The sequence below is a fragment of the Legionella pneumophila subsp. pneumophila str. Philadelphia 1 genome, from assembly GCF_000008485.1.
Classification (GTDB): Bacteria; Pseudomonadota; Gammaproteobacteria; order Legionellales; family Legionellaceae; genus Legionella; species Legionella pneumophila.
In genome coordinates, this window is the sequence record NC_002942.5 from 520,831 (window position 1) to 547,458 (window position 26,628).

Below are 26,628 nucleotides of genomic sequence, written 5' to 3' on the forward strand. Positions count from 1 at the left end.
ATGATAAAGCATGCAATTCTTGTTAGCGGATTGATTGTTTCCTTTTTAGCTTCAGCAGCTGAAATGTCATTTTTGGCCCAATTGACGGAGGTACCTGGTGCCTCTGGGCACGAAAAAAATGTTCGTCATTTGGTGCAAAAACAGTGGCAACCCTATATGGAGGAGCTAAAGATCGATGGTATGGGTAATTTGATCGGCCAGCGTAGAGATAATCAGAAAGGACCGAAATTACTCTTCATGGCACACCTTGATGAAACGGGGTTTATGGTGGAATCCATAACACCTGATGGTTTTTTGAAAGTTATCCCTTTAGGCGGGATCGCAAACTCAGTCATCTATGCTCAACGCTGGACAGTTTCAACACCTAAAGGATCTGTATTAGCTTATTCTGGTATGGATTCTCCGCATTTATTGGGTGATAAGAAAATGTTAGGGTCCCCTGATATCAATGCCCTGTTTTTAGATATCGGAGCAGAGAATAAAGAACAAGCTCAGAAAGAATTTGCAATCCAACCTGGTCTTGAAGTCACACCAGTAAGTGAATTTAGCCAATTAAGCAAGAACAGATTTTTAGGCAAGGCCTTGGATGATCGCCTAGGATTAGCTGTCATTAGTGACGCTCTGAGAGCAGTGAAACAACAACCCAATCAATTATATCTTGCTGCCACAGTGCAAGAGGAAGTTGGTATGCGGGGTGCCAGTACAGTATACAAAGCGACTCATCCAGATATTGCAATTAATGTTGAAGTCGGAATCGCAGATGATTATCCAATGCTGCTGGCTGATAGAAAAGGTCGAATTGGTTTGGGTAAGGGACCATCCTTATTTGTTTATGACAAATCAATGATTCCCAATCAGGAGTTAATTAACTGGATAATGGAACTTGCTAATAAAAATAATATCCCGCTACAACTTGAGGTGGAGCCAGGATATGGTGAAGATGGCTCCAAGGTTCAGGCATCAGGCATGGGCGTTCCTGTCGTCAACATTGGTATCCCTATTCGATATGCACACCAACATGCCGGGATATTTGATAAAAGAGATTACGATAATACAGTTAAATTGTTGAGCTTGATTGCTGAGAGTTTGAATCAGGAAGTGGTTGACAAGATTAAAAAGAGTTAACAATATTTTGATCTCCCATTGTCCATTGTGTAATATTGGTGTCCTATAAATAGTTTATAAATAAAGGAAGTATTATTATGGATTTTGTAAGTGAAATGAATAAGATTCTACAAATGGAATTAGAGCAATTTAAAGAATTTATTCAAAAGAAGCTGGAAGAAGATAAAAATTATTTAGAAAAGTTATTTTGGTTGCCGAATGGTTCTCAAATGACCGTTTTAAATTATTTGATCGAACAATACTCTGAGCCTAAGCTTGGTATAGACGATGCAAATAGGGATTTGCTTGCCAAAATAGATTTTGTCCTTCACGAGGCTAAAGATGTGAATGTTGGTGAGCCCTTGCACCAGGCAATTGTTGCTGGAAAAATTTCCTTGGCGCTCCATCTGCTGGGAGTGGATGAAAATAATTTCACACCCGGGGAGAGTGAAAAAACGGATGTTTTGAGTATTTTGTCTAAAGTAAGGAAAAAAATCGAAGAGTCTTTTAATCACGTAAAAAGATGTTTTTTTGATGTGGATAAACGGGATGGTTATGGGCGCACTTTGTTGTCTTTGGCATTAGATGCCAAACGCCAGGAACTGTTAATTGCCATTTTAGCCAGAAATCCCATTGTACACGCGACAACGTTAAGATCCTCAGCCTATGTTCCTTTCCAGCCTATTCATCAGGCTGTTGTTTTAGATTATGCAGAGGGCATTACCTTATTAGCCAGCATGGGGGCGCAATTGACAAATCCCCTGGGTAGCATGAGAGACACTCCGGTCATTTTGGCCGCTCGTTTGGGCAAAATAAATGCACTGGCGGCTTTACTGGAGTTACCAACTCAAAGTTTGTCTCTTGAATCCGAAAACAATCATTTATTCGAAGACAAACAAACTGGCCATACAGCAGTGGAAGAGTTATGTGAACGCATGGCCAATGAGAATGATAAAGCAGACGCTCTTCGTGGGATTGCCATGCTAATATGCCGTGGCGCTGAACCACCCCGTAATGAAAAAATGCGAAATTTGTTAAGCAGCAACCGGGTTGCTTTCTTAAAAGCGGTCAGTACCTATTTGGCAGATAAGCCTCAATTGGTCGATGCTTTTGTGGAGCGTTGTCATCTAAGAGAAAGTGCTTTGCATAATATAGTTTATGCCGATCATTCATGGGGGAGTTCTATTCGTCATTTACTCGGTGTTCCCAGTGAGGCGGCCCTTATTGTTGAAGAATTAGTGACGAGAAAATACAGTGATCCTTCCTTTGCCAGCGAAAATGTTTCGTCATTATCAACTACTGCCACGGAAAACCTACGTTCAGAGAGGAACCCACTGAAACTCTATGCCGAATTTGTCAGGCGATACACGCAAGCATATGATAGCCAAATGATTACCAATCGTTGGAGTACCATGCGCTGGATGATCGCCGAAGGAAATTGTGATTGGGATACAGTAGTTCGATATTCGAAAAATCATCCAACGAGCCGTACCAGGATTGTGTTGAATGAAATGTTTAACCCGATACCGAGGGTACATGAGGATATTGAGTCTCAACAGAGTTCTCCACGAGTTGTCCTAAAATAATTTATGTCAATATTTTGATCTTGAACCTTCGACAGACACCATGGCGGTCTGCGAAGGTTTAAAAACATCTTGAGTATTTCCAGATGATTGCCAAGTACAGATAGTCATTTGCTTCATTTCAATATACAAGTCCTGAAGTATCTACTTGCTTAAACTTCATATACCCCATAAAATCCTAAATTCATTTGAAATTGCTAGGAGTAGTACATGGGGTGGAATGAGCCAGAGAAGGGCAAAGATCCATGGTCGGGTAAAAATCAACCTCCGGATTTGGATGAAGCTCTTAAACGTATCCAGGATAAATTGAAGAAAACATTTTTTGGAGGCACGGGCAAATCAAATAATAATTCGTCAGGTGGTTCCAGTGGCGGATTGCTTGCTGTAACAGTTTTATTAATAGCTTTTATTCTTTGGGCTCTTTCTGGTATTTTTATTGTGGATCCTGCAGAGCAAGCTGTGATACTCCGCTTTGGTAAATATGTAGAAACAGTTGGCCCTGGTCCTCATTGGATTCCTCGTTTTATCTCATCAAAGATTGTTATGAATGTGGATAGGGTGCTAGATTACTCCTACTCCGCTCAAATGCTTACCAGTGATGAAAATTTAGTATCGGTCTCTTTGGCTGTCCAGTACCGCATTAATGATTTGAGTGAGTATTTGTTTAATGTCGCAAATCCTGAGGAAAGCTTACAACAGGCAACTTCCAGCGCTTTAAGACAAGTTGTAGGTACGACAACCCTGGATCAGATAATAACTGAAGGTCGAGAAGTTTGGGGAGGTAGAGTACAAGAAACTCTGACGAAAACTTTAGAAAGCTATAAGACCGGAATTTTAATCGTTAATGTGTCACCCCAACCTGCCAGAGCTCCAGAAAGTGTTCAGGATGCTTTTGATGACGCGATTAAAGCTCAAGAGGATGAAAAACGTTTCAAGGAACAGGCTTATGCTTATGCAGCAAAAGTGGTGCCCATTGCAGAAGGTAAAGCGAGTCGTATTCAACAGGAAGCAGAAGCTTATTCGAAGCAAGTCGTCTTAAGGGCACAGGGAGAAGTAGCGGAATTTTTAGCCTTACTTCCTCAATACAATGCAGCTCCTCAAGTTACGGCTAAACGGATGTATCTTGAAGCTATGCAAAAAGTAATGAATAAGAGCAGTACTATTATTGTTGACAGTAAAGCAGGAAATTTATTGTATCTACCTTTAGATAAACTACTTGGTAATCAATACGTTCCGCAATCTGAAAATCTAAAAGCCATAAAAAATGGTACGAATGTCAGTAATGAGGAGGACAACTTGATTCTTTCTGGAAGAGATCTCACAAGACCAACTTATAGTCAAGGGAGAGATTGAGAATGAATGCATTTAAAACGACATTGGGTGTCTTAATCTTTTTGGTACTAGTGCTTTTGTTTACCAGTATGTTTACTGTTACACAAGGACAGCAGGGTATTATTTTACGTTTAGGACGTTTGGTAAAAGACCCTCAAACTGACGCAGTGAAAGTATTAAATCCTGGGCTCCACTTTAAAACCCCTTTTATCGAAAGTGTGCGAATTTTCGATACACGCATCCAAACCATGGACATCAAATCGACCCGTATTGTGACCAAAGAGAAAAAAGATGTCATGGTCGACTATTATGTGAAATGGCGAATTTCAGATTTAGCCCAGTATTTTAAATCAACAGGTGGAAATGAATTTAAAGCTGAAACGTTGCTAGAACAACAGTTAAATACCTTGCTCAGAGCCCAATTTGGTAAGCGTACTATATCCGATGCTGTTTCAGGAGGGCGTGATGATGTTATGGAAATACTGCGTAATGCTGCTGAGAAGCAAGCTGGTGAATTAGGTATTAAAGTGGTTGATGTTCGTATTAAAGGTATTGAGTTGCCTTCAAATACCAGTAATGCTATCTATCAACGCATGAGAGCCGACATGCAAAAAATTGCAAACAGACATAGAGCTGACGGACAAGCTGCCGCAGAACAGATCCAAGCGAAAGCTGATGCTGATGTCACGGTTTTATTGGCTAAAACTAAAAGTAATGCTCAGCGAATTAGAGCAGTTGGTGAAGCGGAAGCAGCAGCTATCTATTCCAAAGCATACACTCAAAATCCTGATTTTTTTGCTTTATACAAAAGCTTGTTAGCCTATGAAGCCAGTTTTCATAGTAAAAAAGATATTTTAATATTGGATCAAAGCAGTTCATTTTTTGATTATTTCAAACAAGCTATGCCAAAAAATGATGGTACAGCGGCTAAAAAGTAATTATAATGTGAAATTTTGCTGTAATCAGGTTCGATATTTATTAGCATCATCCATCTAATATAAATGCAGTTGGGTTTCTCGTAAAATGCAACTGCATTTTTAATTTTTACAGGTATGCAAACAAAGAGTAAATCATGGGTAAGAATGTTGTTGTTTTGGGTACACAATGGGGAGATGAAGGCAAAGGCAAAATTGTTGATTTGCTGACACAAGATGCTCAAGTGGTTGTCCGTTATCAAGGGGGCCATAATGCAGGCCATACATTAAAAATCAATGGAGTAAAAACAGTACTTCGTTTAATTCCATCCGGGATGCTTCGCCCTAACGTAACCTGCTATATTGCAAATGGTGTGGTTTTATCACCTCAGGCATTACTTAGTGAAATTAAGGAGCTTGAGGGTAATGGCATCAATGTGAGGGAGCGATTACGCATTAGCCTGGCTTGCCCCCTGATTCTCCCTTACCACATTGCTTTGGATAAGGCTCGTGAGACACATATGGGCAAGTCTGCAATTGGAACAACAGGTCGTGGTATAGGTCCTGCTTATGAGGATAAAGTGGCTCGGCGCGCTTTAAGAGTAGGTGATTTATTTCATAGAGACCGATTTGCCAATAAATTAACAGAATTATTGGATTATCATAATTTTGTATTAACACAATATTTCAAACAACCAGCTGTTGATTTGGAATCCCTATTGGGTGAGTCATTACAATGGGCTGAAGAATTAAGACCAATGGTTTGCGATGTTTCTGCATGTTTGCATGAACATAGAAAACAAGGTGAAAATATTTTATTCGAAGGGGCGCAAGGTGTTTATTTAGATATTGATCATGGAACATACCCCTACGTAACTTCTTCAAATACCTGTGTGGGATCTGTAATTAATGGTGCGGGATTTGGTCCTCGCTATATTGATTACGTGTTAGGCATTACAAAAGCTTACACAACTCGAGTTGGCGGTGGCCCATTCCCCACTGAATTACTTGATGACGTTGGAAAACGCATTGCGGAACGAGGACAGGAATTCGGCGCAGTAACTGGTAGACCCAGACGTTGTGGGTGGTTTGACGCTGTTTTATTAAAACGCTCGATTGAGTTAAATAGTATTTCAGGACTCTGTGTTACCAAATTGGATGTTCTCGATGGCTTAGAGGTATTACGGATTGCTGTGGCTTATAAAGACAGGGATGGCAATATATTATCTCGACCTCCTCTGGCAGCTGATGATTTCAACGATTTGTTACCAGTCTATGAGGAGCTTCCTGGTTGGCAGGAATCTACTGCTGATGTGACTGTGATGAGTGACTTACCCGCCAATGCAAGGGCTTATCTAAAGCGAATTGAAGAGATATTAGGGATTCCTATTGATATGCTATCAACAGGACCTGAAAGGGATTCAACAATTACTTTACGAGGTCCTTTTCTTTGATACAAAGTTAAGTTTTGTAACCACTATGAGTGTCATGCAAGGATTTCTTGATATGACACTTTCCGCCTTTTAAGTATTATTGTTCTGTGTTTTAGCAAGCTATTTCCTTGGGGGCCGCAAGCAATTCTTGCATTGCTAAATTCCATTTCATGCTAAAGTTAATGTACATAAAAGATAAATTATCTCTTATCTGAATGTTTACTCAATAAAATGGTAAATTATGGAATATCTAACTCCCAAAGGATTGATTCCTTTTATAACCGAACTCAAAGCGCTTAATATTCTGCAACAAGATGATAATACTAATATTGCTCTCGTATCAGAAATTTTAGCACGCTGGGTTGTAGATAAAGACTGGCTGGAGAAAAAATTTTACTATGTCAATCCAGAGGTTGGCTTTAACTCCTGGTTAATTCATGAAGAAAAAGATCATACTTTAGCAGTTAATATCGTTGCCTGGCAGTCAGGACGAGAAATTACTCCGCATGATCACCAGACTTGGGGTGTTGTGGGTAGTATAATAGGCGTTGAAAAAAATTATTTTTGGAAAAGAATGGATGATGGTTCAAAGCCAGGGTATGCCGAGATCATAAGAGAAAAAATGGCTGTTATACGTCCCGCTGGTGGGGTAATTGGTTTTTTGCCTAATGACATTCACAGTGTTATGAATGAATCAGATGATGTAGCAATTTCACTACATGTTTATGGAAAAAATTTGAATTATACAGGTCGCCATCAGTACGACCCGGTTAACAATTTAATGCAACCATTTATAGTAAATTATAGGGCGTGTTGACAATTGGCTCCCAACGCCTACGTGCCGCGACTTGTTCGCGGCATCCAGGAGATGGTCAACTTGAAATCGGTCCTTCGAATAAGTGTGTAATTGATTGATAAATAAGAGTAAACTCGTATTATAACGGTTCTAACCCCAAGTACAAAACGAGCTTGCAATGCTTAGACTTATGCTCAATGAAAACAATTGAAACCATTGGTAAATCGATCGCTGGCAATACAACAAAGATCCATATGGCTGTGGATGCCTTTGGTTTTCCAATTTCATTTCAGTTGATTTGCGGTGAAGTACATGATGCTAAAGCTGCACCGGACTTAATCAGCTCTTTACCGATAGCAACTTATACTATTGCGGACAAAGGTTATGACAGCGAAGAAATTCGAGAACAAATTAAGCAAAAATCTTCCATTCCAATTATCCCCAGAAAGAAAAACTCTAAAACAGGTAATGCTGAAGTTGATCGGGGTTTATATAAATATCGTCACCTAGTTGAAAATATATTTGCCAGACTTAAACAGTTTCGTGCTATTGCAACAAGATACGATAAGTTAAAACGGAATTATGCTTCAACGCTAGCAATGGCATGCTCATATATTTGGCTTCCTATGTAACCCACATAATTTGAATGATATTATCGAACCGAGTCCAAAACTCGATAACAAGGAAGAAAGATGAAATCATTTTATGCCTATATTATGGCAAGTAAGCGCAATGGCACCCTATATGTTGGCTCAACATCTGATTTAATTAAGCGGGTCTGGGAGCACAAAAATAAAGTGATTCCAGGGTTTTCAGCACGGTATAATGTACATATCTTGGTCTATTATGAAGTGCATGAAACGTACATAGAAGCTGCTCGTCGTGAGAAACGTTTCAAAAATTGGTGCAGACAGTGGAAGTTAAATTTAATTGAAGAGTTAAATCCAGAATGGCGCGATCTTTATGAAGAAATCTGCAGCTGATTAGATCTCATGGATGCCGCGAACAAGTCGCGGCCCGTAGGCTTTGGGAGCCAATTGTCAACACACCCTAGTTAGGTTGATATTTATCATTGTCACTATGCTTTCAGTCCTACCAAATTGCTATTTATTGAAACAGGACTTATAAATTGATATGAAACTCTTTGTTAAAACATATTTTTAATTCTGTCATTTAGTTTATCTAAATTCCCTCATTAAAAACATGATTTACTTCGAGCTTGGGTTTTTCATAAGCCCTGTAAAATTAAAATTGTAGCTACGAAGCAAATAAATATGGAAATTCCTTCATTAAAATATCAAGAACTTTTTGTTGATCAGATTTACTTTTAATAATGAGCAAGACCGTGTCGTCTCCGGCAATAGTTCCTAAAATCCCTGAATTTGCAGAGTCTTTTATGCTGAAGGAAACGTATTTACGGTCTATATAATAAGCAAGACTGTTTGCATTACCAGGATGAGTTTGCAGGATGATTAGCCCAAAATCAGAGACCTGGACATTTAGAACCAGAGGTAAGCCAGGCTGATTGTAATCAATGATTTTGTAATAACCGGATACTTTTGCAATTTTCATTTTTTTTAAGCGACGAGAAAGGGTTGCTTGAGGAATCTCATACCCTCTTTTTTTTAAGCTGTTCTGCAAATCACTTTGTTCCGCAATACTTTCAGTTTGCACTATCGATAAAATCAAATCATCCAAAAAGGCATCATGAGTCAATTGCTTTCTCCCTGTTATCAATTAAATTGAATATAAATTACTAAAATTGAAATTATATCCATTTTTTCTTGACAGTACAAATCCTGATCCTGTATATTCACAAAACGAATAAATATCGGATACATATTCATGAAAAAGATTTGTCTTTTGTTATTAATCAGTTCTTTTATACTTATATCCAGTTGTAATGAGCAAAAAAATCAAAATACACTGCGTTTTTCCACTTCAGCAGAATATCCACCTTTTGAATATATTGAAAATGGAGAAATAAAAGGATTTGATATTGATTTGGCAAAATTGATTGCCAAAGAGTTGGGTAAAGAAGCCGTTTTTGACAACATGCAGTTTAGTACGGTTTTGCCTGCATTGAATTCAGGCCAGGATGACGTTGCGATTGCCACAATTACTATTACCGAGGAACGTAAGAAAAATTTTGATTTTTCCATACCTTATTATTTTGAAGGAATGGCTGCCGTTTTTGATATTTCACAACCAGTGAAAGAGATCTCGCAATTAACAGGAAAAAAAATAGCAGTCCAGCTGGGTACTGTCATGGAAATTTGGCTTCATCAAAACTTTCCTAATGCTGAAATTACGGCTTTGGATAATAACAACCAAGCGATAGAAGCTTTAATCGCAGGTCATGTTGATGTGGTCCTTATGGATGGGGCACAAGGGGGTGTTTATAGCAAGAAATATCCAGGGCTGTCTTATTCCATCCTGGCGAAAGCAAATGAAGGTTATGGATTGGTCTTAAAAAAAGGTTCTCCTCTAAGGGATGAAATCAATTCCGCATTGGAAAATCTTAAAGCGAAGGGTGAAATTCAAAAATTGGAATCCATTTGGATAAAGGGGTCAATATGATGGAGGTGGTGCAAAATCTGTTTTTCATTGGCAAAGGAATAGTTCTGACTATGCAATTATTAACAGGAGGTATGCTGATTGGAGTATTGCTTGGATCTCTCTTGTCAATTTGCAGACATCAAGGAATCGCTTGCTTTGTTATAAACCGATTCATATCCATATTGAGAGGCACACCACTCATTTTACAATTAAGTTTTATTTATTTCGCAGTGCCTGTTTTATTAGGTATGCGACCAAGTATTTTAGTGGCTGGAATTGTTGCTTTTGGTTTGAATAGTTCGGCTTATTTCGCTGAAATTTTAAGAGCCGGAATTGAGAGTTTACCCAAAGGGCAGTTTGAAGCAGCCCTTACTCTGCAAATTCCTAGCTTTTACTTATGGAAAGATATTATTTTACCTCAAGTGGTAAGAAATATTTTTCCCGCAATGATCAATGAAATGATCGCCTTGTTAAAAGAAACGGCCTTGATTTCTACTATTGGAGGCATGGATTTAATGCGCCAGGCTCAAACATTGGCAGCACAACAATTTACTTACTTTATGCCTTTATGTATCACGGGTTTCTATTACTACAGTTTGGTCTTACTCCTTGAAGCGCTAGGTAAAAAAATCGAAAAAAGGGGACATTATGCTGCAAGTCATTAACGCATCGAAAAAAATCGGCAATGCCCAAGTACTTAATGAGATTAATTTAAGTATTCAAGCAAACAGTATTGTTGGTTTAGTAGGTCCTTCTGGTAGTGGAAAAACAACTTTACTGAGATGCATACAACAATTGGAGTCAATCGATTCAGGCTCTATCCAGTGCGAAGGAAAAAGCGGATTTATGTTTCAGGATTTTCAATTATTTCCGCACATGACAGTACTCAATAACCTAATTTATGCGCCAAGTCTTCACGATAAAACTGCTGATCATATAGCAAACGCGTGGGCTTTACTTGCTATGTTAGGTTTGTCAGACAAAGCTCATTCTTACCCACAAGGATTGTCTGGTGGACAAAAACAACGCGTGGCCTTGGCTAGAAGCTTAATGATGAAACCGGATTTATTGCTTTGTGATGAACCGACTTCTGGTCTTGATATGGCGACCACTAATGATGTCATTGCTTTGTTGAATACAGTGAAGACTCTAAAAATCACTATGCTTATCGCTTCTCATGATTTGTTTTTTTTATCCAATATTGCGGAGCGATTGTTGGTTGTAAAGCAAGGGCAACTAATTGCTGACTTTAAAACCCAAGAGGTGCCTGATCCTATTTTATATCTACAGCAGTTTTACCAGGGGGAAATATTATGAAAAAGGTTATTAAAAAAATCGCATTAGCTTATTCAGGTGGCTTGGATACCTCCATCATGATCCCTTGGCTTAAAGAGCATTATGAGCATGCTGAAGTAATCGCTGTGATTTGTGATTTAGGGCAACAGGAAGATCTCGATGCCATAAAAAATAAAGCGCTAAAAAGCGGTGCTTCCAAAGCGTATGTAGTCGATGTGAAGAATGAGTTTGCCACTCAATATCTTTGGCCTTTGGTAAAATCAGGTGCTTTATATGAAGATCAATACATTCTGGGCACTATTTCAAGGCCACTAATTGCTCAAAAGCTTGTTGAAATTGCTTTGACGGAGCAAGTAAATGCCGTTGCACATGGAGCCACCGGTAAAGGGAATGATCAAGTGCGTTTTGAATATTCGATTAAGGCACTTGCACCTCAGCTTGAAATTATTGCTCCCTGGAGAACTTGGGATATTAAATCAAGACAGGAAGCAATTGTGTATGCTAAAGCGCATGGCATTGAGGTACCAGTGACTCCCAAAGCGCCTTATTCTAGAGATCATAACATTTGGTATATTTCTCATGAAGGTGGTGTGCTCGAAGATCCTTCTCAGGAAATGCCGAATGACGTGTTATTAATGACTGCTCCTGTATCACAGACTCCTGATGAAGAGGAAGTGGTTGTTCTTGATTTCAAAAAGGGGGTTCCAGTCGCCTTAAATGGACAAGAACTTTCTCCAGTGGATCTCTTAAATTCATTAAATCAAAAAGCAGGGCAGCATGGTATTGGAGTGGCGGACATTGTTGAAAATCGATTAGTTGGAATGAAAATTCGAGGGATTTATGAAGCACCTGCTGCTGCCGTGCTTTATAAGGCACATAAACTACTGGAGAGTTTATGTCTCACTCGTTCTACGTTACATCTGAAGCAATCTTTACAGCAAACTTATGCCAATTTGGTTTATGAAGGAAGATGGTTTTCTCAAACCAAACAGGCTTTGGATGCATTCATTGATGTGACGCAGCAGCATGTCACAGGCTGTGTTAAGTTAAAGTTATTCAAAGGAAACATTATCCCTGCCGGTATGCATTCTCCCTATAGCTTGCATCATCCCGAATTGGCTACTTTTGAAGAGGATAATGTATACAACCAAAAAGATGCGGAAGGATTCATTAACCTCTTTTCTTTATCCGCTAAAATTTATAGCCAGGTACATCAGGGGGGGAATTATGACTAATAAAACATGGGGAGGGCGATTTAAGAAATCTTTGGATAGCAGTGTCAACCAGTTTAATGCGTCATTGTCTTTTGATCATGTGCTTTTTGACCAGGACATTAATGGCAGTCAGGTTCATGTAAAACAATTAGCTAAACAGAAGATTTTAACAGAAGCTGAATGCCAGGAGATTTATTCTGCTCTTGAAGAAATCAGAACAGAGATAAAACAAGGCCAATATTCATTTAATGAACGTGATGAAGAAGACATACATATGTTTATTGAGCAATTGCTGATTCAAAAAATAGGTGATTTGGGTAAGAAATTACACACCGGCCGTAGTCGTAATGATCAAGTGGCTTTGGATCTTCGTTTATATACCAGAGATAAAGGCTGTCTGATTAATGAACTTTTGACAAGGCTTATCGATTGTCTAGATGATCTAACCAGTAAACATCAACAGGATTTAATGCCAGGCTATACTCATTTACAGCAAGCCCAACCTGTTACGTTAGGGGCTTATTTTAACGCGTATCAATGCATGTTTAGCCGAGACAAAAGCAGATTAGAGGATTGGTTTAAACGCATGAATTATTCTCCATTGGGCGCCGGGGCACTGGCAGGAAGTACCTTACCTCTTGATAGAGAATGGGTAGCTGAATCCTTGGGATTTGCAGGGATCATTCCTAATACTCTTGATGCAGTCAGTGACAGGGACTTTGTCATTGAATTATGCAGTGTTGCTGCAATGATTATGATGCATCTCTCCAGATTGTGTGAAGATTTGATTCTATGGTCTACCCAGGAGTTTAATTTTGTTACATTGGATGATGCGTTTGCTACAGGCTCTTCATTGATGCCTAACAAAAAAAATCCCGATGTTCCTGAATTGATTCGTGGCAAATCAGGACGAGTTTATGGTCATCTAATGGCCATTTTAACGGTAATGAAGGGGTTGCCCCTGGCTTATAACAAAGACATGCAGGAGGATAAAGAAGGATTATTTGATACGATTAATACGATAATCGTTTGCCTGCAAATGATAACTCCTTTTTTGCAAAGTCTGACTTTTAATACCCCGTTAATGAGAACCAAAGCTCAAAGTGGTTACCTTGATGCAACTGCCATTCTGGAGTCATTAGTGATGAAGGGTATGCCTTTTCGTGATGCGCACCATCAAGTTGGGGCATGGATTGCAGAAGCGATAGAAAAACAATGTTCACTGAATGAATTATTAAAAGGAGGCTAAGAATGTCTTTTTCCACCTCAACCAATTTGACTCCTATTGAAATGCAAGACGATGGCCTTGAAAAAATTCAATCTCAGAATAACCCATGTGCAATTAATGAAGTGAAGACCAATACTTTTGTCATTAATTTACAACAAGCTATTTTTGGCCTGGAGACGGGTAGTGAGGCCGTTGATTTTGTTTCTCATAAAGATACAGGCTTTCCATTTCCTGCCGGTGAATACAAACCAAGACATTTTCTTACTGGCACAGAGTTAGCAAGGGAGGAAATTCAGTTTATCTTAAGCCAGGCTCGCTCTCTAAAACAAAACCCGGGATTATATAATCAGGCACTTGCCAATAAAAGTTTGGTAATGATTTTTGAAAAACCTTCCTTTAGAACCCGTTTGAGTTTTGCTTTAGCGATTCAGAGTATGGGGGGGATCGTTGTTGAAAGCATCGCTAACTCAAGAAAGCAGGAGACTCCAGCTGATATGGCTAGAGTTTTAAATGGCTATGCTGATTTTGTAATGGTCAGAACACATGAGGACAGTTTTTTGCAAGAAATGGCCGAATATTCCAAAATCCCTATTATTAATGGCCTCTCCGCATTGCATCACCCTTGTCAAATTCTTGCTGACTTGCTAAGTCTTGAAGAACAGTTCGGTGCTTTGAAAGGATTAACCCTCACTTACATAGGGGATGGCAATAATATTTTGCATAGTTTGATGCTTTTAGCACCGCAGTTAGGTGTCACTGTGCATTATTGTTGCCCAAAATCAAATCAGCCTAATGAGGCTATTGTTAAGGAGGCCCAAAGCAAGGCAGGGAAACAAATGATTTATTATTTTGATAAACCAGAGGAGGCCGTGAAGCAAGCGGATGCCGTTTATACTGATGTGTGGACAAGTATGGGATTTGATAATCCTGAAGCGGGGAAGATTTTTAAAGGGTTTCAGGTTAATGAAACATTAATGTCCCATGCAAAACCCGATTCAGTGTTTATGCATTGCATGCCTATGGAAAGGGGAAAAGAGGTTTCTGCCACTTTACCCGACAGCGCGTCATCCATCATTTTTACTCAGAGTGAGAATAGGATGCATGTACAAAAGGCCTTGATGTTATTTTTGGATCAATAGAACCTTGGATTATGAGGCCCATATTAGTGCATAATGAAATGCTATTTTGCATTTCTCCTAATATGGACTCATTGTTTTGCAAATTAATTTAGTAACTCTTCTCAAAGGCAATTAATTGTTGTTCCAGATTCCATTGCAATTTTGCTTTTTCGTTGTGCGCAATAAATTTTTGACAACTTTTGCTCCCAAGGTCATGACAATCAGGAACCAATTCGGCTTTATCCGCATTAGCCCATATGCTTTTCCCAGGTAAGAAGGAATAAGTTAATGTGTTTCTATTAATTTGTTTTAATTGTTGATAACTAAGGCCATGTTCTTTAGCCGCCTCTACATATTGTTGGGTTAAGTCCGTTCTTAGCACTCCTTCGTCATCAGTGGATAAAACGACAGGTACATTATGGGAAAGATAATAATTAAGAGGATGATTGGAGCCAGATATATCCAGAATTTTTAAATTACTAATCAAATTGATTTCAACGGGTATGTGATGGTTAGCCATGTATTTTAAGGTATCTTCTGCATTGTTTTCATAACCGATATCCACACCGTGGCCAATTCTTTGGGCGTGCCCAATCAGCAGTGCATCGCGAATATGATGACTTAGATTTTCTGGTGTTACTGCCTGAGGAGATAATTCTCCGGCATGTAAGGTGATCGGAACATTCGGGTATATTCGATGCAGGTATTCAAAGATGGACATGTGCTTTTGGTAATCACGCAAAGAAATAATTCCATCTTCCGGCTGCACGAGGTTTACCCCGATTAAATTCCCCTTGGATTTCGATACAGCCTCAAAAGCGTTCAATGCTTGGGCAAAGACGTTATCAACAGGCTGCTCTCTGAGCACATAATAGAGGAATTTAATTTTTACATGGCAGGAGTCGGAAGCAGGGTTCTCGTTGCAGCGTAACTCTTGAGATGCTTTGGTAAGAATTCGGTCACTTTCCAAAACGGTATTTTGTATGTTGCTTTGAAAATCTTTATTCGCTAATAACAAGCGTCTTTTTTGGTCATACGATGGAATATCCTTGATTAAATCCCCATAAGTTAATGACTGGGCATTGTCTGGGATTGTCATAATTTCCAAGTATTGTGCTTTTTGCTGTGCGGCACGTTGAACAATATCAGCAAGCAATTGCGGTTGATAATCAAAAACTATAGGCATGTATTTGATAAATCCATTGAAAAAATGATCGTGGCCAGATTCTTTACCCGGTATAAAATCTTTCATAGACCAGTCTTTAATGATGTTGGAATAGAGTTCAGGGTTGTTAAAGACTTCTTTAACATTAACTCCCTCACAATGAGAAGAATCTTTACTGACGGCAAAGGTGTGTTTATCCAGGCAGTAGTTGCCATTTGCGGCGAGCGCCAGCATGGTCTCAGGATAGGCTCCTCCAGCCAAATGATAATGTAACTCGCCACCCTTGGGCATTGTTTTAAAAAAGGCATAAAGGGCACTGGAATCCTTTTTTATATGACTAAAATAGGAATCAACACTGGCGTATGTTGGACACAAAAAAAAGGAACTGGTAAAAAATGCGAGTAATCTGGTAATGTTCATAATTTCAATGTGATCATTAATTGGTCAGATATTATCTCATAATCTTGCACGATTCCCAACAGAATATCTGTTTTATCATGCAATCTCTTATTATTTTTTACGAAATGATAATGATTGTATTTTTTTATTATTCATTGCAGAATGTTTTTAAGGTTTAACACATGGAAGAAAAAAATGCCCTATTTCTATACAAGATTGGCGCCTTTGTTTTTTGTATTCGTTATCGCACTTATTTTTATAAATTTTTCCTATGCCCATGAATTTCAAACTGATTCAAAAAATAAACATAAAGTGGATGTTCACATAGGTATCTATGCTCCGTTTTCCAGTCATTCAGCTTTTATTGGAAGAAATATTCTGGCTGCAATGGAAATGGGCAGCGAACGGTTACAGTCCTCCGATATTCATTATTCATTTTATACTCTGGATCAACTTCCTAAAAATAAGAATGCTGGTCTTGTGCTGCAAAAATTTATTGATACTCATCATATCAATGTGTTGGTGACTGGAGGTAAAGAAACGGGGTTAATAGCAGCTCCCATAGCAAAGAAAAACAATTTGATTCATTTTAGTCTGACCAACAATACTGAAGTTGCAGACGGCAGAAATAATTTTATCGTCTGGAGTCCAGCTTATGACCAAGCCAAGGTTTTGGTTAACGAACTAAAACGTCAGCAGGTCCATCACTTGGGAATTATTACGGCAAATCAACCGTCCTCAACCGCTTTGACGCATAGTGTTATAAAACAATTACAGTCTGATTCTCATATTGATGTGGCTGCCTCCGAGTATTTTGAACCTGGAAATAAGGATTTTTCAAGATTAACTAACAGAATTAAAAGAAAAAATGCAGATATGTATTTGGTAATGGCATCACCTGAGGATATTAAATTAATACAAGAGCAAATGGAGGCAGATAAACAGCATGTGCCCATTACCAGTATAGTTGAGCGCGCTACTCCAGAAGTGGTAAAGGTATTTGAAGGTCAATGGTATGTTGATTCTCATGAGATGCAGCCTGATTTTATTAATGAATTTAAACAAAATTATTTAAATTATCCTGTAACTGAAGCAGGTTACGCGTTTGATTTATTTCAGCTTTTGAACAAAAGCATAGTAATGGCGATAAGAACACAAGGTTCTCCTACTACAAGCCAGGAAGTCGTTCATCAACTCCATGACATTGCCAATGGAACAGGCGTAATGGGAACCATGGTATTGGACAGTAAGGGTTCTTTATTTACCAAATCTGAAGTGAAAACTGTGAAAAATGGCGAGATTCATACTGTCTAGGTAGAAAATAAAACCTGAAATCATCAGTTCATTGTGAATCGATGATTTCAGGCGGGAGTGACTAATTGGTCATTATCTGTTAGCTAACGCCATTCCTTCCAATACGGTGAGTGCCGCATATAACTGATAATCCTCGTGTATTAAATCTCCGGTTTGAATTTGGTTGTTTTTGGATTCAGTGTTTTCTGAATTGTCTTTGTTAATCAAGTGCCCATTAAGGTCCGCTTCAGTAAAACCAGCGAGAGTGTCTTTTTTGACTGCATTTTTAGGAACGTCTACTTCTTCTACAATGATGTCAGGAATTATTCCTTTGGCTTGAATGGAGACTCCTGATGGAGTGTAATAAAGTGCTGTGGTTAGTTTTATTCCGGTTTTGCCATCAAGAGGTAATACGGTTTGAACGGATCCTTTTCCAAAACTCTTTGTACCAAGGATTATAGCTCTTTTATTATCTTTTAATGCCCCAGCGACAATTTCTGAAGCAGAGGCAGAACCATTATTAATTAAGACAACGATAGGCGCATTGTCTAACACATCCCCTGGATTGGCCAGGGCGGTGAATTTAGAACCAGGTAGTCTGCCTTCCGTATAGACTATCATTTCTTGCTTACCTGCCTTGTCATTGCCAAGAAAAGCATCGGATACCTGGATAGCTGAATCAAGTAAACCCCCGGGGTTATTTCTTAAATCCAATACTAACCCTTTCAATTTCCCGCCTGCTTGTTGTTTTAATTGTTCGATTGCTTTAATCATGTCTTTTCCAGTTAAAGCCTGAAATTGAGTCAATCGAATGTAACCATAACCTTCGCTTAGCATTTTGCTTTTTACACTTTTTATTTGAATAACTTCTCGAATTAAGTCAAAAGTTAAAGGTTTGTTTACACCTTTTCTCAAGATAGTTAATTCTATGGTAGTACCTGGTTTGCCGCGCATTAAATTAACAGCGTCTTTAAGAGAAAGACCTTGAACGGACTCTTTACCCAGTTTAATAATATAATCGCCAGATTTGATTCCCGCTTTAAATGCTGGAGTGTCTACAAGAGGAGTGATTACTTTAACAACACCTTCTTCCATGGTCACTTCGATACCTAAACCACCAAATTCACCGCTGGTTGATGTTTGCAACTCCTTAAATTCCTCTTCATTGAGATAACTGGAATGCGGATCAAGGCCGGTTAGCATCCCGCGAATTGCGTTATCAAATAATTCTTTATCATCAACTGGTTTGACATAGTATTTCTTTATTTCACCGATGGCATTGGAAAACCGTTGCACATCTTCCAACGGAATTCGTTTTGTATTAGAATAATTTGAATTGGTTTCTTCAGCCGAAAACGCGGTCAAAGGCAGCATCAGAGTTAGGGCATAAACCAATGCCAAAGTACTGGAAAAAAGTTTCTTAATAACCATAGCGATCTCCTCAGATGCAAGGCCATGAAATTAGCCACCTGCGTATTTTTTTATGCAATTTAAATGCCAGCGGCTAAGCTTTAAGACAACCAGTCTAACGGATTGACCGCTTTTCCTCTTTGTCTTATTTCAAAGTATAGACCGTTTTGCTTAATTCCACCGGTATGGCCTACACTTGCGATTTGCTCGTTTTGTTGGACGATTTGTCCTTTGCGTTTGAAGAGAGATTGATTGTGTGCGTATAAAGTCATAAACCCTTGGCCATGGTCAATAATCAGAAGCAAACCATAACCTTTTAGCCAATCACTAAACACAACTTTCCCTGGGTAAACGGCAGTAACTATGGAGCCTTCATCGGCAAAAAATGTCACTCCTTGATTCATCCTGCGTAAAGATCTATGGGTGGTTTGGACAGGTAACGGCAATTTTTTGCGCATTCCCGTGAACGGTTTGCCGCTTTGAATTACACTTTGTTGAGATAATGACTTCATGAGATGAGATAAGTTGTCTCTATCTTTTTGAAAATCTTTTAATGATTGTTGATTATTTTGAATGTCATTATCAATGGATTGAATCAGTGTGCTATGGTATCTTTTATTTTGCTCTAGCTGTTTTTGATTTTGTGACAACTTAAATTGTAGCTGCTTGTTTTCTGCAAGTTCATTTCCAAGCTTGGTTTTACTGTCGTTAAGATTTTGTCGGGTTCGAGCAATTTCATCAATCAACTGCTGACGTGATCTTATTATATACTGATAATAAGTTAAAATTCGGTTGATCTTAAAAGGCTCATCTTGGTTAATCAACCATTTCAAAGGTTGATACTCCCCCATCTGATAACGTGCCCTGACATGATTTGCCAGCATTTCCTGCTGAGCTTGCAATCGTTTATTTAAGTGATTTATTTTACCTTGCAATTCGGCAATACTTTTTTCTTTTGCGGACATATTTGCTTGTATGATTCTTAGCTTACGTATTCCTTCTCCAATTTGTTTTTCAGTGCTGCCCAGCTCTTGGTTTAGCACAGTCCGTTTATCCTGTGCATTGGCTAAAACTTGCTTTAGTTTGTTAATCTTGGCATCTAACTGTTTTAGTTTGGTTTGTGCTTGAGTTATAGAATTTGGAGCAGCTTTTGCCTCAAGGCCATTACAAAAAAATAGAATGACCATAAGTGCCAAACCAAGAGAAGCACCGGATAAAGATTTGGATAGGCTAGGGATGCGCATGGTTTTTTTCCAGAAGGATACGACCAGTCATTTCCGGAGGCGGGGTTATCCCTAGTAATGCAAGCAAAGAAGGTGCTATATCGATTAAACTTCCTTCGGAATGAGTGAAGTGCCACCCTCCACCTACATAAAGAAAAGGAACCGGTTCACTAGTATGTGCTGTATGAGCTTGATTTGTCGCTTCGCTAAACATTTCCTCAGCATTTCCATGATCAGCAGTGATCAATAATTTACCCCCATTGTTTTTAAGGGCTTGCCAAACCTGCTGCATGCACTGATCAAGGCACTCAATAGCTTGAACAGTAGCTTCAAAATTTCCCGTATGTCCCACCATATCAGCATTGGCGTAATTACAAATAATGACATGATAATCTTGGCTATTGATGGCGGCTATTAGAGTTTTAGTTAATTCATGCGCACTCATTTCTGGTTGCAGATCATAAGTTGCCACTTGGGGAGAGGGTACCATGATACGTTCTTCATTTGTAAAAACACTTTCACATCCGCCATTAAAGAAAAAAGTAACGTGAGCATATTTTTCAGTTTCAGCAATGCGTAATTGGCTGAGACCATGAGAAGACAAGACCTCACCCAGGGTATTATTTAAAGGAACAGGTGGAAATGCTGTCGTGGTCAATAAATTTTTATCATATTGGGTCATGGAGACAAAATAGGACAGCTTTGGCAGTGTTTTTCTTTCAAATCCTTTAAACGAAGGATCAAGGAATGTAGAGGTTAATTGCCTTGCTCTGTCAGCACGAAAATTGAAAAACAGGACAGCATCACCATCTTGTATAGAATGCTCTTTCCCTATAAGAGTGGGTGGAACAAACTCATCAGAAATTTTATTTTTGTAATAAAAATGTATTGCAGTTTCTGCATCAGGAAATTGGCGCTCACTTTTGCCTTGTGTTAACAAATTATAAACAGGCTCTACTCTCTCCCAACGTTTGTCTCTATCCATCGCATAATATCGGCCGCAAATTGAATTAATGGTTGCAACAGGGTGTTTAGCCAGTTCTTCATTCAGGCATTTCAAGCTATCAAGAGCACTTTGTGGTGGGGTATCTCGGCCATCAAGAAACAAATGCAGATGGACGGATCTGAATTTTTTTTGATTACAAAGGGCAAGTAAAGCAAACAAATGTTGTTCGTGACTGTGCACTCCGCCGGGAGAGAGTAACCCCATGATGTGAAGAGATTTTTCTGTTTTCTTTAATTGGTCAATTACTTCATGGAAAACAGCATTTTTAGCGAATTTTCCGTTATTTATCGCCTCATTAATGCGAGTAAAATCTTGCTGTATCACTCGGCCCGCGCCAATGTGCATATGCCCAACTTCTGAATTACCCATTTGCTCATCAGGTAAACCAACAGGCAAGCCGGAGGCTTTCAAAAGAATATGAGGGCAGGTTTGCCACCATTCATCCCACTGAGGGGTATTGGCTTTTGCAATAGCATTGTATCTATCATTTTCGTTATAGCCCCAGCCATCAAGAATCATGAGTACCAGGGGAGCATTATGCGACATGACCTAAATCCTAAATTGTACAATGAAAGGGCTAAAATGATAATTATACCTTCGCGGCAGTAAGAGGTATATAGTTTCAGTAAGAGTTCGCTGTTATTAAATTTAGTAGCAATCTTCTTTTTGTTCGCAGTGACCATAAGCATCGCATGACTGGATCGGTCGACACCCAGGGTAATAAATAATGGGTACAGGAGTTGTAATAATTAAAGGAGGAGTAGTTGATTTATCACAGGACTTACAATGATTAAAAGTAGCTCTTACATCATTGTCTTTGGGTAGATTTTTTGGATTTGGTCCTATCCCTAATAGATTCATCGCCATGGCATGGTTAACAAGAGCAGTTAAGCTGACAAATAAAATAATTGCTTTGAGGATCAGGTTCTTAGTATCCCTACTCATGATGTGAACTCCTTTTTAATTTTATGCCCCGTATTATACGATAATAAGAGTATAGTTGCTTGTTATGGTTCTGCTACTATACCAAAGGATTATCTTGCAATTCTTCCGGTACATATTGAGACAAATATTTGCTTAAACTCAATTGCACAGTCGAGGTTATGCCATATTGTGTTTTTAACAATAATAAAGTACTCCAGCCCCACCAACTGTTTGTCCAATGCCTGTCGTAAGGATTTGCCAAATTGGTTCTTCTTAACAACTGTTTGTTTTCTTTATCCCAATAGAACATAGGAGCAATATCCATGTTATTTTCATCATTTAATTTTGTGATGTGTGGAATCATGTCCTCTATTTGATTTTTTTCTGGTAGAACGCCTGAGTAATAAGCTTCAAATATTTCATCAGCGGAAGCTTGCAAGGCCTTTAAGAGCATCTGCTGGTTGGTTTGATTAAAAGGATTAAAATAAGAATAGTCACCATAAACCATCCATTGTTCTCCCAGATTATTCGTCACATGAATTCCATACTTATTTTCTTCATTATGCATATAATTGGATAACAACGCACCAAGGACTGTTGGTGTGATAATGGCTGATAATTCTTCTCTAGGGGTGCGCAAATGGCCGGCAGCGAAGTGATCTGATAAATAGTGGCAGGCAAAAGCATCCATCGCATAGGCGACTTCCAAATCAGAGCGTTTTCCTGTTCGTTTTGCTTTTAATGCTTGTTGCAGTGCGACATGGTGCCCGCTTTTATAAGCTATTAGATTATTCGGTGTAAAGTGATCATAGTTTTCCATGGCTAATTTTAGATATCTGCCAGGATTTAACCACCAGGTCAGGCTATTACAACCACCCCCGGTGATGCAGTTGATTTGACGACCCACTTCATTCCCAATTCTTTTATAAATGGCTTCAGCAGTTTCTCCTTTTGCAATCCCTGATTCGACTTCGCGCATTTCTGCTCTAATAACGGAATTAAGATCTTCTACCTCACTAACTGCAATGGCATTCCTGGCAAAACTGTTGAAAACCTCTTTAAAACGAGTTTGTTTTTCCAGTTTTGTTAAGCCATGGCTAATTGGTTTTCCTACAATTCCATACAGATCACCAAGACTTATGATATCGCCGGCTGTTAGTGCCAATCCATTTTTTAAATGTAATACAACACCTGATTGGGGAACCTCATTTATGTCAAATCGTAGTTTGATTTGTTGCCCCATGGACCAATGCTCGGACAAAGCAAAACTGCCGTTCGATTCACCATAAGTTATAGAGGAAAAAGCCAACAAGCTAATGCTCATTGCAAATAACCGGGGCTTTACTAATCGATGGATAGATTTTTTCATTATGTCCTCATCAACAGGGATTGATCATTGGTTTTAGTGAGAAATAGCGTATTGTATAACGTTTGAGATGAAATGTTGATGCATTGGTTCGTCCCGAGATAATGCATAGGTGTGAATGGAGTCTGTACAAATAACCGTAACCAAAAACGACTTAGAGCGCTATAGGTCATTGGAATTATCTCCTTTCTGGATATTCATAATGAAAAGTGACAACTCGTTACGAAGATTTATTCAGGTTTAATAATGAGGTGTTTCATAAACAAGGTCAATTGATTTCTTAAGTAGTACTTAAATTTTTATCTCAAAGAGGTTAGACTATGCTTCATTTTTATTAGTCGGATAAGTTGTTTTGAATCATAAATTACCTCAACACATTGCCGTTGTCATGGATGGAAACGGGCGTTGGGCTGAAAGCCGCGGTTTGCCCCGTGTAGAGGGACACAAAGCGGGCCTTGACTCAGTTAAAAAGATTATCAATTGTTGCTTGGAAAAAAAAATTTCCTGCTTAAGCCTGTTTGCATTTAGTTCTGAAAATTGGTCAAGACCAGTGACAGAAGTCAATTTTCTTATGGAGTTGTTTTTGGAGGCTTTGCGAAAAGAGATAGACGATTTAAACCAGCATGGAATACGGTTAAAGTTTACTGGCGATAGAGAACCTTTGTCTCAAATATTACAAAAGCAAATGTGTGATGCGGAAGCTCTTACCAAGAATAATCAACAATTAATTCTCAATGTTGTTGTGAATTATGGTGGTAAATGGGATATAGTGACGGCGGCTAGAAAATTAATACGCACGGTTTTGGATGGGAAGTTGGCATATGATGAAATCAATGAAGCAGTATTCGCTCAATTTCTTGATACGAATGGCATGCCGGAACCTGATCTGTTTATTCGAACTAGTGGTGAATTAAGGATAAGTAATTTTTTTCTTTGGCAGTTAGCTTATACTGAGCTGTATTTTACTGATGTTCATTGGCCTGATTTTAATGAGCATGAGTTTGAATTGGCATTGATTTCTTTTGCCAAGCGGGCAAGAAGGTTTGGACAAATTTCACAATCTGAATAAAGGTAAAACCATGTTTATGCAACGATTGATCACGACATTAATATTAGTGCCCCTGGTTTTGCTAGCTATTTTTTATGCTCCTTCCTGGATTTTATGGGGTGTTGTTCTTGTTATACTCCTGCTTGCAGGAATGGAATGTTTCAAATTGATTCCTGTGGACAATTTAACTGTACAGGCTTGTTTTTTGATATTTTTGTTGATGTGCTTTTGGGCCTGTGGCTATTTCTATTCCTATTGGTTGAGCGTGGGCTTATTGGTTTGGTTATTAAATGGGTTAGCAATTCTTACTTATCCGCGCTCACAAAATTATTGGGGTTATCCAATCGTTGTTGCCATAGCTTCTTTGATATTACTACCGTTATTTACTCAAAGTCTTATGCAAATTTCTTTTTTACAGCAAGGAAAGGAATTACTTGTCTATTTGCTTTTTTTAATTTGGGCTTCTGATATTGGTGCTTATCTCACTGGAAAACAATGGGGAAAACATAAATTAATCCCTAAAGTTAGTCCGGGTAAATCTTGGGAAGGTGTTACAGGCGGAGTTATTTTAGCTATGATAGTCGCGACTTTGGGCTATTATTATTTTATACCTTACTCAATTTATATATGGTTTGGTTTAGCATTATCTACTGTAGTTATTTCAATTTTTGGTGATTTGTTCATCAGTATATTAAAACGGCGTTGTCAATTAAAAGATACTGGAAATATTATTCCAGGTCATGGCGGTATATTAGATCGATTGGATAGTCTAATTGCCGCGTTACCATGGTTTTACTTTGGATTAACCTACATACCACTGGGAATTTAATTTTCTGGTCGTATCAATCTTTGGATAACGATATGCTTTCAACGTTGCTGTACTTTTTATTAGCATTGGTATTGTTAGTCACCATACATGAATACGGCCACTTTCAAGTAGCGCGATGGTGTGGTGTGAAAGTGTTAAGGTTTTCATTTGGCTTTGGAAAGATTCTTGCGCGTTTTTATGATAAGAAAGGAACAGAGTATGCCTGGTCTTTGTTTCCTTTGGGTGGCTATGTCAAAATGCTTGATGAAACAGAAGGAGAAGTTTCTGAAAAAGAAAAGCCTTTCGCATTCAATAATCAATCTGTTCTTGTCAGGATAGCTATTGTAGTAGCAGGACCTTTATTCAATTTTATTTTTGCGTTTGTAGCATTGTGGTTGGTTTTGGTTATCGGTATGCACTCTTTGGCTCCGATGATTGAGTCAGTAAAACCAAATAGTATTGCTGCACGAGCTGGCCTAGTCCCCAAACAGGAAATCCTTGCTCTTAATGGAGTTAAAATTAATAGTTGGCGAGATTTTCAATATGAAATAATGCCTCTTATCGGCTCCCAGGAAACAGTGAGCTTGACTGTAAAGTCAATGATAAATGGTGAAGAAAGCACGTTGTATTTGCCTTTGGATAAGTGGCAGTTGGATGATAAAAAGCCTGATCCTATTAAAAGCTTGGGCATCGTTCCTTTTATACCCACTATTCCACCCATAGTCGGTGAAGTAGTTCCCGATTCTCCCGCTGAAAAAGCAGGCTTAAAAATAGGGGATGAAATTATTAGTGTCAATGGTCAGCATTTCAATGATTGGTTGTATTTAGTCAGCTATGTAAGGGAAAGGCCCAATTCTCAAATCAATTTGGATATTAAACGCCAAGGTAAATTGATGGATATAACGGTACACACTGGAAGTCAGGATAATAATGGAAAATTAGAGGGGTTAATAGGAGTTAGATCTCAGAAAGTAGATTGGCCTGCTCATTGGCTACGGCTGGAACAACAGCCGCCAATTTCGGCACTCGGTACGGCTTTTAAGCAAACAGTACAACTCACAGGCACAACTTTTATCTTAATGGGAAGATTAGTGACTGGAAAATTGGGATTAAACAGTATTAGCGGCCCCGTCGGTATAGCCCAGGGGGCCGGCGACTCCGGCCGTGGAGGATTGGTATCCTATCTATTTTTTCTGGCTTTAGTAAGCATTAGCCTGGGAGCGCTTAATTTATTACCAATCCCTATGCTGGATGGCGGTCATCTTTTGTATTATGTCTTGGAAATCATAAGAAGAAAGCCATTATCGGACGGAGTGAAATCTGTCGGGATCTATTTTGGATTATTACTATTGGTTGCTTTAATGTTTGTTGCTCTTAGTAATGATATATCAAGATTAACCAGTTAGGAT

The 26,628-nt window shown here is 38.7% G+C and carries 24 protein-coding genes and 1 pseudogene; 18 read left to right on the plus strand and 7 right to left on the minus strand.

The features are described from left to right. From LPG_RS02400 to LPG_RS02435, 8 genes and pseudogenes are all read left to right on the plus strand, one after another. Positions 1-1,125, plus strand: a complete 1,125-nt coding sequence (locus tag LPG_RS02400) for a M42 family metallopeptidase (RefSeq protein WP_015444814.1) — start codon at positions 1-3, stop codon at positions 1,123-1,125. Positions 1,126-1,202: 77 nt separating this feature from the next. Next, a complete protein-coding gene (gene ankC / locus LPG_RS02405) occupies positions 1,203-2,690 on the plus strand; it encodes a Dot/Icm T4SS effector AnkC/LegA12 (RefSeq protein WP_010946231.1) in 1,488 nt (495 codons plus the stop codon). 207 nt (positions 2,691-2,897) lie between these two features. Beyond that, positions 2,898-4,040, plus strand: a complete 1,143-nt coding sequence (gene hflK, locus LPG_RS02410) for an FtsH protease activity modulator HflK (RefSeq protein WP_010946232.1) — start codon at positions 2,898-2,900, stop codon at positions 4,038-4,040. 2 nt (positions 4,041-4,042) lie between these two features. Further along, complete coding sequence (gene hflC / locus LPG_RS02415) at positions 4,043-4,957, plus strand: protease modulator HflC (RefSeq protein WP_014843370.1); 915 nt, start codon at positions 4,043-4,045, stop codon at positions 4,955-4,957. A gap of 134 nt (positions 4,958-5,091) precedes the next feature. After that, positions 5,092-6,387, plus strand: a complete 1,296-nt coding sequence (locus LPG_RS02420; RefSeq protein WP_010946234.1) for an adenylosuccinate synthase — start codon at positions 5,092-5,094, stop codon at positions 6,385-6,387. A gap of 220 nt (positions 6,388-6,607) precedes the next feature. After that, positions 6,608-7,183: a cupin gene (locus tag LPG_RS02425; protein ID WP_010946235.1), complete on the plus strand. Its 576-nt coding sequence runs from the start codon at positions 6,608-6,610 to the stop codon at positions 7,181-7,183. Between the two features lie 188 nt (positions 7,184-7,371). Next, a pseudogene (locus tag LPG_RS02430) lies at positions 7,372-7,794 on the plus strand (IS5 family transposase); the annotation flags it as partial. A 60-nt stretch (positions 7,795-7,854) separates the two neighbouring features. Continuing rightward, positions 7,855-8,145: a GIY-YIG nuclease family protein gene (locus tag LPG_RS02435; RefSeq protein ID WP_010946237.1), complete on the plus strand. Its 291-nt coding sequence runs from the start codon at positions 7,855-7,857 to the stop codon at positions 8,143-8,145. 274 nt (positions 8,146-8,419) lie between these two features. Here LPG_RS02435 and LPG_RS02440 read toward each other — a convergent pair whose 3' ends face one another. Further along, positions 8,420-8,878 carry an arginine repressor gene (locus LPG_RS02440; protein WP_015444813.1) on the minus strand — a complete coding sequence of 153 codons (459 nt, stop codon included), beginning with the start codon at positions 8,876-8,878 and terminating at the stop codon, positions 8,420-8,422. Between the two features lie 129 nt (positions 8,879-9,007). Between LPG_RS02440 and LPG_RS02445 the strand changes: the two genes are divergently transcribed. Genes LPG_RS02445 through argF form a run of 6 tightly spaced genes read left to right on the plus strand, consistent with a single transcriptional unit; the run spans position 9,008 to position 14,598 of the window. Further along, complete coding sequence (locus LPG_RS02445; RefSeq protein WP_010946239.1) at positions 9,008-9,742, plus strand: ABC transporter substrate-binding protein; 735 nt, start codon at positions 9,008-9,010, stop codon at positions 9,740-9,742. Continuing rightward, positions 9,739-10,386, plus strand: a complete 648-nt coding sequence (locus tag LPG_RS02450; RefSeq protein WP_016356730.1) for an amino acid ABC transporter permease — start codon at positions 9,739-9,741, stop codon at positions 10,384-10,386. Before LPG_RS02445 ends, LPG_RS02450 begins: the two co-directional genes overlap by 4 nt. Beyond that, positions 10,370-11,038, plus strand: coding sequence for an amino acid ABC transporter ATP-binding protein (locus LPG_RS02455; RefSeq protein WP_010946241.1), 669 nt, complete (start codon positions 10,370-10,372; stop codon positions 11,036-11,038). The genes LPG_RS02450 and LPG_RS02455 overlap by 17 nt, the downstream gene beginning before the upstream one ends. Beyond that, positions 11,035-12,252 carry an argininosuccinate synthase gene (locus LPG_RS02460; RefSeq protein WP_010946242.1) on the plus strand — a complete coding sequence of 406 codons (1,218 nt, stop codon included), beginning with the start codon at positions 11,035-11,037 and terminating at the stop codon, positions 12,250-12,252. The genes LPG_RS02455 and LPG_RS02460 overlap by 4 nt, the downstream gene beginning before the upstream one ends. Further along, a complete protein-coding gene (gene argH, locus LPG_RS02465) occupies positions 12,245-13,480 on the plus strand; it encodes an argininosuccinate lyase (RefSeq protein ID WP_015444810.1) in 1,236 nt (411 codons plus the stop codon). Before LPG_RS02460 ends, argH begins: the two co-directional genes overlap by 8 nt. Before the next feature lie 2 nt (positions 13,481-13,482). Beyond that, on the plus strand, positions 13,483-14,598 hold the full coding sequence (gene argF, locus LPG_RS02470; protein WP_010946244.1) for an ornithine carbamoyltransferase: 1,116 nt from the start codon (positions 13,483-13,485) through the stop codon (positions 14,596-14,598). 88 nt (positions 14,599-14,686) lie between these two features. Here argF and LPG_RS02475 read toward each other — a convergent pair whose 3' ends face one another. After that, complete coding sequence (locus LPG_RS02475) at positions 14,687-16,162, minus strand: adenosine deaminase family protein (RefSeq protein WP_010946245.1); 1,476 nt, start codon at positions 16,160-16,162, stop codon at positions 14,687-14,689. Between the two features lie 174 nt (positions 16,163-16,336). Between LPG_RS02475 and LPG_RS02480 the strand changes: the two genes are divergently transcribed. Beyond that, positions 16,337-17,455 (plus strand): ABC transporter substrate-binding protein, encoded by a 1,119-nt coding sequence (locus tag LPG_RS02480; protein WP_015444809.1) that lies wholly within the window; start codon positions 16,337-16,339, stop codon positions 17,453-17,455. 72 nt (positions 17,456-17,527) lie between these two features. Here LPG_RS02480 and LPG_RS02485 read toward each other — a convergent pair whose 3' ends face one another. From LPG_RS02485 to LPG_RS02505, 5 genes are all read right to left on the minus strand, one after another. After that, positions 17,528-18,865: a S41 family peptidase gene (locus LPG_RS02485; protein ID WP_010946247.1), complete on the minus strand. Its 1,338-nt coding sequence runs from the start codon at positions 18,863-18,865 to the stop codon at positions 17,528-17,530. An 80-nt stretch (positions 18,866-18,945) separates the two neighbouring features. After that, the gene (locus tag LPG_RS02490) at positions 18,946-20,088 is read right to left on the minus strand and encodes a murein hydrolase activator EnvC family protein (protein ID WP_015444808.1); all 1,143 of its coding nucleotides are present in this window, start codon (positions 20,086-20,088) and stop codon (positions 18,946-18,948) included. Further along, complete coding sequence (gene gpmI, locus LPG_RS02495; RefSeq protein WP_010946249.1) at positions 20,075-21,619, minus strand: 2,3-bisphosphoglycerate-independent phosphoglycerate mutase; 1,545 nt, start codon at positions 21,617-21,619, stop codon at positions 20,075-20,077. The genes LPG_RS02490 and gpmI overlap by 14 nt, the downstream gene beginning before the upstream one ends. A 102-nt stretch (positions 21,620-21,721) precedes the next feature. Next, positions 21,722-22,018, minus strand: a complete 297-nt coding sequence (locus tag LPG_RS02500) for a hypothetical protein (RefSeq protein WP_011214742.1) — start codon at positions 22,016-22,018, stop codon at positions 21,722-21,724. A 76-nt stretch (positions 22,019-22,094) separates the two neighbouring features. Then, entirely contained in the window at positions 22,095-23,366 is a 1,272-nt protein-coding gene (locus tag LPG_RS02505) for a phosphatidylcholine hydrolyzing phospholipase (RefSeq protein ID WP_010946250.1), read from the minus strand. 349 nt (positions 23,367-23,715) lie between these two features. Between LPG_RS02505 and uppS the strand changes: the two genes are divergently transcribed. From uppS to rseP, 3 genes are read left to right on the plus strand one after another with little or no spacing between them, the layout of a single operon-like run. Beyond that, a complete protein-coding gene (uppS, locus tag LPG_RS02510) occupies positions 23,716-24,432 on the plus strand; it encodes a polyprenyl diphosphate synthase (protein ID WP_010946251.1) in 717 nt (238 codons plus the stop codon). Positions 24,433-24,442: 10 nt separating this feature from the next. Then, the gene (locus LPG_RS02515) at positions 24,443-25,240 is read left to right on the plus strand and encodes a phosphatidate cytidylyltransferase (protein ID WP_015444807.1); all 798 of its coding nucleotides are present in this window, start codon (positions 24,443-24,445) and stop codon (positions 25,238-25,240) included. A gap of 32 nt (positions 25,241-25,272) precedes the next feature. Then, positions 25,273-26,625, plus strand: coding sequence for an RIP metalloprotease RseP (rseP, locus tag LPG_RS02520; protein WP_015444806.1), 1,353 nt, complete (start codon positions 25,273-25,275; stop codon positions 26,623-26,625). Positions 26,626-26,628 lie beyond the last annotated feature (3 nt).